Source organism: Variovorax sp. P1_H2, from assembly GCF_056405295.1.
The window spans coordinates 1-7785 of the sequence record NZ_JBFUCJ010000186.1 but is presented as its reverse complement, the minus strand read 5'-3'; the positions used below and the strand labels follow the sequence as shown (position 1 = coordinate 7785).

Annotated in this window: 6 protein-coding genes; 3 read left to right on the top strand and 3 right to left on the bottom strand. The window is 63.3% G+C overall.

What is annotated here, in order from left to right; genetic code table 11:
• The 3 genes from AC1D2E_RS33705 to AC1D2E_RS33695 all read left to right on the top strand — a co-directional run.
• The coding region (locus AC1D2E_RS33705; RefSeq protein WP_478201438.1) for a DUF3604 domain-containing protein at window positions 1–1676 on the top strand (1676 nt) is incomplete at its 5' end.
• Window positions 1677–1682: 6 nt separating this feature from the next.
• Window positions 1683–2570 (top strand): peptidyl-prolyl cis-trans isomerase, encoded by an 888-nt coding sequence (locus tag AC1D2E_RS33700; protein WP_478201437.1) that lies wholly within the window; start codon window positions 1683–1685, stop codon window positions 2568–2570.
• On the top strand, window positions 2567–3601 hold the full coding sequence (locus AC1D2E_RS33695; protein WP_478201436.1) for a HupE/UreJ family protein: 1035 nt from the start codon (window positions 2567–2569) through the stop codon (window positions 3599–3601). Before AC1D2E_RS33700 ends, AC1D2E_RS33695 begins: the two co-directional genes overlap by 4 nt.
• Before the next feature lie 81 nt (window positions 3602–3682).
• Here the strand turns inward: AC1D2E_RS33695 and AC1D2E_RS33690 are convergent, their stop codons facing one another.
• The 3 genes from AC1D2E_RS33690 to AC1D2E_RS33680 all read right to left on the bottom strand — a co-directional run.
• The gene (locus AC1D2E_RS33690; RefSeq protein ID WP_478201435.1) at window positions 3683–4636 is read right to left on the bottom strand and encodes a SphA family protein; all 954 of its coding nucleotides are present in this window, start codon (window positions 4634–4636) and stop codon (window positions 3683–3685) included.
• 17 nt (window positions 4637–4653) lie between these two features.
• The gene (locus AC1D2E_RS33685) at window positions 4654–6288 is read right to left on the bottom strand and encodes a DUF1254 domain-containing protein (protein WP_478201434.1); all 1635 of its coding nucleotides are present in this window, start codon (window positions 6286–6288) and stop codon (window positions 4654–4656) included.
• A partial coding sequence (locus tag AC1D2E_RS33680; RefSeq protein WP_478201433.1) for a mechanosensitive ion channel family protein occupies window positions 6258–7785 on the bottom strand: 1528 nt, incomplete at its 5' end. The genes AC1D2E_RS33685 and AC1D2E_RS33680, both read right to left, overlap by 31 nt.

Genomic DNA, 7785 nt, shown 5'->3' with positions numbered 1-7785 from the left:
ATCCCGTGGACCTCTGGAACTGGATGGATGCTCAGCGCAAGGCGGGCAATGAGCTGCTGGCCATCTCGCACAACGCCAATCTTTCGGACGGGCGCATGTACCCCACCGAGGTCGACTCCAAGGGACGGCCGATCGACGCCGCCTATGCCGCATCGCGGGAGCGCAATGAGCGATTGATCGAGATCAAGCAGATCAAGGGGCAGTCCGAAACGCATCCCCTGCTTTCACCCAACGACGAGTTCGCGGGATTCGAGGTCATGTCGATCCTGCTGGGCGATCCGGAAGGCCGTTTTCCCCACATCGTCGGCAGCTACGCCAGGCAGGCGCTGAAGGATGGTCTTGCGATGCAGGACACCAAGGGCTTCAATCCTTTCAAGTTCGGCTTCGGCGCAGCCTCCGATTCGCACAACACGGCCGTGTCCTATCGCCAGAACAACTACTTCGGGCAGGCGGGCGTCGCCGACGGGACGCCCGAGCAAAGGCTCTCCGGCCGTCTCTTCGCCGGCATGGATCCGCGCGTCGTCGGCCCCGCCGGGTTGACCGGTGCCTGGGCGGAAGAGAACACGCGCGTCTCGATCTTCGACGCCATGCAGCGCAAGGAAACTTTCGCGGTCAGCGGTCCGCACATCAAGGTTCGCCTGTTCGGTGGGTGGGACTACGCGGCGAACACGCTGGGCGACGCGGGCTGGGTGAAGACGGGCTACGCAAAGGGCGTGCCGATGGGCGGCGACCTGCCACCCCCGAAAGGCAAGGCGCCGCAATTCCTGGTTTGGGCACTGAAGGACCCGAGTTCGGGCAACCTCGACCGCATCCAGATCGTCAAGGGCTGGACCAAGAGCGGCCAGAGCTTCGAGAAGATATTCGATGTGACGTGGGCCGGCGATCGAAAGGCTGACAAATGGACCGGCGTGGTGCCGCCGATCGGCAGCACGGTTGACGTCGAAAGCGCCACGTACACGAATTCGATCGGATCAGTGGAACTCAAGACGATGTGGACCGATCCGGAGTTCGATCCGAGCCTCAATGCCTTCTACTACGCTCGCGTGCTGGAGATCCCGACGCCACGCTGGACGACGATCCAGGCGAAGCAAGTCGGCGTGGCACCTCCCGACGTGGTCCCCGCTACGGTCCAAGAACGGGCGTGGACTTCGCCCATCTGGTACACGCCCAGTCCCGAGGCGCGCAGGAATGCAAGGGCAGGAATGACGCTGGCCGATCTGAAAGGAAAAGGCGCGGTGCGGCTCAACGATGCTCAGTTGAAGGCACTGCTCGTATCGAAGTCGCCGTGGCTTCAGAACAACGTCACTGGCGACAAGTACCAGGTCGTCTATGGCGCCTCGGGCAAGAGCGCGTCGGGCAAGCCGGCTGAGCCACTTCAGCCCGGGTACATCACGCAACAATTCGCAGGAAATCAGTCGCAGTTCCAGTTGCGTTACGTCGGAAGGAAGATGACGCTCCCCAGCCTGACAGGCAATGTGGCCGACGCAAGCTATCTCGCGAATGCCAGCTCGTATTTCATCAACAATGGGAAGATCGTCACCGTGCTCGCAGGCACCCCGATCGAGATCGCGGTCTACAAGGTCGGCGACAAATACGTCGGTGCGCGGAGCAATGAGTTCGGGTATGCAAACTACGAGATCATTCCCAACGTGACTGAACTCGCACCGTTCAACTGAGTCGCGATGATTGCTCGCTTGTTGCGGGAGCCTTTGCTCCAATTTCTCATTGTCGGCGTTCTCCTCTTTGCGACGTGGAAGGCTGTCAGTCCCGACTCGACTGCCCTCGACAAGAGGAGTCGCATCGAGCTGACCGACGATGATTTGAAACAGCTTGCCACCACCTGGATGTTGGCGGGACGCGCGCCGCCTACGCCGGAGCAAATGCAACGGCTCGTGGAGGACAGGATTCGTCAGGAGGTCCTGTATCGGGAAGCCTTGGCGCTCGGGCTCGACAAGGGCGACACGATCGTTCAGCGCCAGCTCGCACGCAAGATGGAGTTCCTGGCCGAGGACGTCTCCAAGCTGGAGGAGCCCAAGCCAGAGGAACTGAAGGCGTGGTACGAGAAGAACGGTGAGAGATTCGCGCTGCCTCCGCGCATCACGTTCGGCCACATCTACTTCTCTCCCGATCGCCGCGGCGCGAAGGTCCGGGCGGATGCCGAGAGCGCATTGACCCAACTTGACGGCAAGCCGATGGATTCGCCAGGCATCGCTACGGCGGGCGATCCGTTCATGTACCAGCAGTACTACGGTGATCGACCGTTCGACGAGATCGCGCGGCAGTTCGGTCCCAACTTCGCGCGTGCCCTGGTGAAGCTCGCGCCGGGCCAGTGGGCTGGCCCGATCGAGTCCGGTTACGGGTGGCATGTGGTGTTCGCAGAGTCGATCACACCTCAGCGGATCCCTGAATACGAGGAGGTCGAGGCGAACGTCAGGTCCCTATGGATCGAGGATCGACGTGACGAAGTAAAGGGCCGGATGTACGAGGCGATGCGCGCGCGCTACGACATCGTGCTGCCGGCAGCAAAGGATGGGCCGAACCCTCAGCCCCCAACTGGCGCTGCGAAGTGAAAGCCGTGCTCGCGCTTTGTCGCTTGGTCATGGGCCGCGGAGCGCATGCTCTGTTCGGTGTGGCGCTGATCGCACTCGCTTTCCCGGCCGCCGCGCACGACGCGCGACCCGCATACCTGGAGCTCAGGCAAACGACGCCCGAGCGCTATGACGTTCTTTGGCGAACGCCGGTGCTCGCGGGCATGCCGCTGCCGGTTGTTCTCAAGCTTCCCGACGGGACGCATGACGTCGTCGCGCCGCACACCCAGGAGCTCTCGGATTCGCTGGTCGAACGCCGCGTGATCGAGGTGCCGGGCAGCCTCGCGGGTCGCCGCATCGAGTTCACCGGTTTGCAAGGCACGATCACGGACGTGCTGGTACGCGTGCAGCTCGCTGATGGTGAGACGACGACATTGGTGCGGTCGTCGCAACCTTGGGTCGAGATTTCTGCGACGCCAGAGGGGCCACTCGCCATCGCTGGCGCGTTCATCAGGCACGGCATCGAGCATATTCTCGGTGGGTACGATCACTTGCTGTTTGTCTTCGCGATGCTGTTGATCGCGCGAGGTACTCGGGCGCTGATAGGGTCCATCACCGCGTTCACGCTCGCACATTCAATCACGCTCGCGCTCGCGGCGCTGGGCGTGGTCCATGTTCCAGGACCGCCAGTCGAGGCTGCGATCGCATTCTCCGTTCTGCTGCTCGCCAGCGAAATCATTCGCGCAAGGCGAGGCGAATCCAGCCTGACGGCAAGATGGCCTTGGGTGATCGCCTTCTGCTTCGGATTGCTGCATGGCTTCGGCTTCGCGGGCGCGCTGTCCGAGATCGGCCTGCCGCGCGGCGACATCCCCCTTGCACTGCTGTCGTTCAATATCGGCGTCGAACTGGGGCAACTTGCCTTCATCGGCACCTTGCTGGGGACGTTTTGGTTTGCGCGACGGGTAGGGATCCCGTTCGTCGTCGAGCGGCGCTTCGCTCAGGCTGCGCCGTATGCCATCGGCGCGGTAGCGGGATTCTGGTTCGTCGGGCGCGTCGCCGCATTCTGGGCTTGAAACGCGATTCTTGAAAAATGCACGCTGCGGAATCAACCTGACCCGTTGTCGATCAGGACCTCGCTGCGCCGGACCGTGGAGTCACTTCCCGAACGGCAGCGTCAGCGTCGCAAACACCGCGTAGCCCGAGACCCGGTTCTGCGCCCAGAACTCATAGTAGGCGCGCAAGTTGGCATACGCCGGCAGCCCCCCAAATTTGAATGCGTACCCGACTTCCGGTCCGATGGCGGCGACCCGAGACTTGAACGGCCCCAGCTTGGCGCYCGATCCGCTGTCTCCGGTCAGCTGGTAGTACACGTAGCCTGCCAGCCCGACCTCCCAGTTGGCCGAGAGGAATTGCGACGCCGCCCAGTCGATATGCGAGTCGACGCCATTCTTGTACTTGGTGTCCGAGTTCTCCCAGTTGTAGGTGAAGCCGCCCACGACCGAGAACTCGCGCCCGCTCTGCGGATCCAGATAGGTGTAGCCGCCACCGGCGTCGAAGGCCGCATGCCCAATACCGATGTTCGCGAGCCTCTTGCTGTCGTAGGCGCCCACCGGGATGTCACCAGTCGCGTAGGTCATCCAGTTGTGCACGCCCTGTGTCCAGGCGATGCTTGCCACCGGGTAAAGGTCGGTGAAGCCGTTGACCGTATCGGTGCGGTTCAGCTGGGTGCCAAGGGCGGACGTTGAGATGTCCGCCTTCGTCGAGTTCCTTCCGTAGCCGAACCCCACGCCCAGAGAAGCCTGGCCGCCCAGCCACAGGGTCTCGGGCGCGTAGCTCAGCTGTGCGAGCAGCAACGCCACATCAGAGCTCACCCCGGCCGACACGGTGTTGCCTCGGGGCAGCAGCTTGCCGGTCGAGGCGCTGCCGCTGTAGCCATAGCCCATCGTCGTGAGTGACCAGCCGGGCGTGGCCGGTGTGGCAGAAAGGCTCGAGTACTGCCCCGAGAACCAGAAGGGCACGCCGCCCTCGTCGGCGTGACTGTGAACTGCAGTGAGCGCCAGTGCCGCGCCTAGAAGGCTGCGGCTCGCGATTAAGGTGCGAAAGTTCATAGGCCCGATAAAGGGGCCTATTTCGACGCCACGATCCCAGGTGGCTTCCACGTGCCTGCGCCGGCTGGCAGGATCGAAGGCGGCGACTCCTTGGGCCAGTACAGGCGCATCACCAGGTAGACGGTGTCGTTCGGCGCAGGCAGCCAGTTGGATTCAAGCGCCTTGCCTGGCGAGTCCTTCTGGATGTAGAGCGTGAGCGAGCCGTCGGCGTTCTTCTTCATCGCCGACACCATCGGCGAGTTGACGAGGTAGCGGTTGAGCGGATTCTTGATCAGAAGCTGGCTCTTGCCGTCGTACATCGTCACCGACCAGAAGGCGTTGACAGGCGGAAGCTGCCCGGCGGGGAAGGTGATCGTGTAGTTGTGCTTGCTGGCGTCGATGGTCTCGCCGGTCGCCGTCACGCGGGTGAAGGGATACGTCGCTTCAGCGGGGTCGTTGCCGTAGATGCCGGACTTTGCAGCGGCAGCGCGCATCAGCCAATCGCCCTTGAAGAACGCACGATCGCCGAAGAACGAGCCGACGCTCCAGCCATTGACATTCTTCACCCCGCTGGCAGCAAACTTGTCGACCTTCTCGTCGCCTTCCTTCATGGCCAGCAGAACGGCGGCCTTGTGTTCGAGCGAAAGATCCTTGAACTCGAAGGTCTTGCCCGGCCCGACGCCGATGCGGGCGAGCCTGGCCCGCAGCTCCTTGTCTTCCGGGGTGGCCGGCACGTACTGAAGCGCAGCGTCCAAGTACTCGAAGTAGTTCTGCTTGATCCCGGCAGTCGTGGCCGGCACGAAATTGACGGCCGGGGCGGCCGGCGGCGCGGGTCGCTTCAGAAACGCGGACAGCGGTTGGGCCTTGTAGCCCGCCTGCACCTTCTCGACGTTCGAGATGTCCTTCGGGTTGAAGAGTTGGGTGCGGATGAGGGAGAGCGAGAACGGGGTCGTCGAGGTGAAGACTTTCTTGATGCCCGGGGGCGTCTCGCCCTTCCAGTCCGGGCCGACCACCATGTAGTCTCCCGGCGTGTTGCCGGTAGCGCGGGTGCCGATGTAGCCGTAGTTGTACGTGTTGCTGTCGATAAGCTGCACCGCGTAGTAGCGCTGCTTCTCCACGGTGGGCACCGAAATCACCATCGGCTCTGCGCGCAGGTCCAGCCAGACGAAGGAATAGGGCGTGTCGCTGTTGGGCGTGACGATCGCCGTGTCCTGGTAGGTGGCAACGTGGTGCTGGTTGTTGATCTGGTTGAAGGGCGCCTTGAACTGGCTGGACTTCGAGTCCACGGCGAACTCATACATCACCGCATAGTTCATCACGAGCGGAAGGCCGTAGACGAACCCCTCTTCCGCGATCGCCTTGGTCTCTGCAATGCTGGGCGCGGCCACGCCTCTGGCAGCGTCGGCCTTCTCCCCTTGGCTGATCGGATCGACCTTGCTGGCGCAGCCAACCGTCAGGCTGACCGCCCCGGCGAGCACCATCCATTTCACCAGTTCCGCTTTCATGTTTGCCCTTCTTCCTTGCAGATAGTGGTCCGTGCACTGTTGCGACGGCCCGCGCGATGATGACACCGGCCCCAATGGGATGGCAACTGCCCTAAAGGGCAGTGTCGATCCACCGTAGCCCGAGGTACTGCGTGCGTTCAGGCCTTGCGCGCCGATGGCGAGGACCATTGAGACGGGGGCACGATCTTCTCCGCTCTCGGATCGCCGACGTAGTGGGGGGACATGATCTGGACGCCGGCTTCGTTGAACACATCGAGCGCGTTCGCGTGCAACATGTGCAGCACTTCCGCCCGCGTGCGAGGTCTTTCCGGAACGGCTTGGCAGACGAGGCGGTATTCAATATAGAAATCCGACAGCGCGGTTTGGAACACCTGGGGCTTCGGCGTTTCCAGGATGCCCTCCGTGCGTCCTGCGGCTTCGATCAGCATGGCCTCGACCTGCCGCCATGGGGTGTCGTAGCCGATGGTCAAGACGGTGTCAAGAATGAAGCCCTGGCCCAGCGCGGCGCGCGAATAGTTCTTGGTGACAGATCCCATGATGAGGGAATTGGGGAGGCTGATTTCCTCGCCCAGTCCCGTCCGGATCTTGGTCGTGAAGGTGCTCAGTTCAGTGACGGTGCCTTCCTGATCCTGGATGCGGACATAGTCCCCGATTCGAATCGTGCGCGAATACATCAAGATCAGGCCGCTCGCACCTTGCCCGACGAGGCTGGAGCCGCCGAGGGTCAGCATCAGGCCCACCAGCACGGTGATCCCCTTGAAAGCCTCGCTTTGTGATCCCGGCAGGTAGGGGTAGGCCATCGCGATCGCGAACAACCAGACCGACACGCTGAAGATTCGCCGGGATGGGGCGGCCGAATCGCGATCGAGCCAGCCGATGGCGCCCGAGCCACGCTCGACGCGGTCGAAGATGGGCCGGACTGCGCCGATCACTCCGCGCGCAAGCAGCAAGATGACCGCGGCGATCGCCAGATCGGGCAGCGCCCCCAGCACGCCGTTGCCGATATGCCGGAAGACGCCGACCAGGAAATTGCCCAGTTCCTCTCCCCAGGGGCGGGTGTAGGAAAACCGGGTCAGCACGAAGACCAGCCATTCGTAGACCAGGAGGACGGCCGCCGACCAGGCAACAACGTTCACCAGGCTTCGCGCAATGGCACGCATGCGCGAGCTGTGGACCAGCGGCGCGCCCGCGACGTGCATGCCGGCGGCCTTGGATTCAAACAGATCGGCGGTGCGCACGAATGTCGCGCGCCGAACGCGCCAGCCGATCCAGATGGCCAGCACCGCGATCAGCGTCGCCAGTGCGCTTTCGGTTGCGCCGCGCAGCAGCATGCGGCGATCCCGCGACTCTCTGGTTGCATCGATGGCACCTCGCAGCGCCTGCTGCGTCGATTCCGTGATCGCCTCAAGCGTCTGCGCGCCGGTGGTGTCGAGGTCCCCAGGCGTGAGAATCAGCGCGAACTCGCCATCGATCGATACGATGTTTCCCTGGGGCACCTTTTCGACGCTGACCTCGCCGGCACCTCCCTTGTCGAGCATCTCTGCTATGGCGCGTTCGAAACGCCTGGCGCGGTCCGCCGGCTGGTGCCCGACGTCGGCGCGCGGCGCCGGCGCGGCAACCACACGGTTGGCCAGGCGCCCCAGCCCCGTCACCTCGATCTCGATC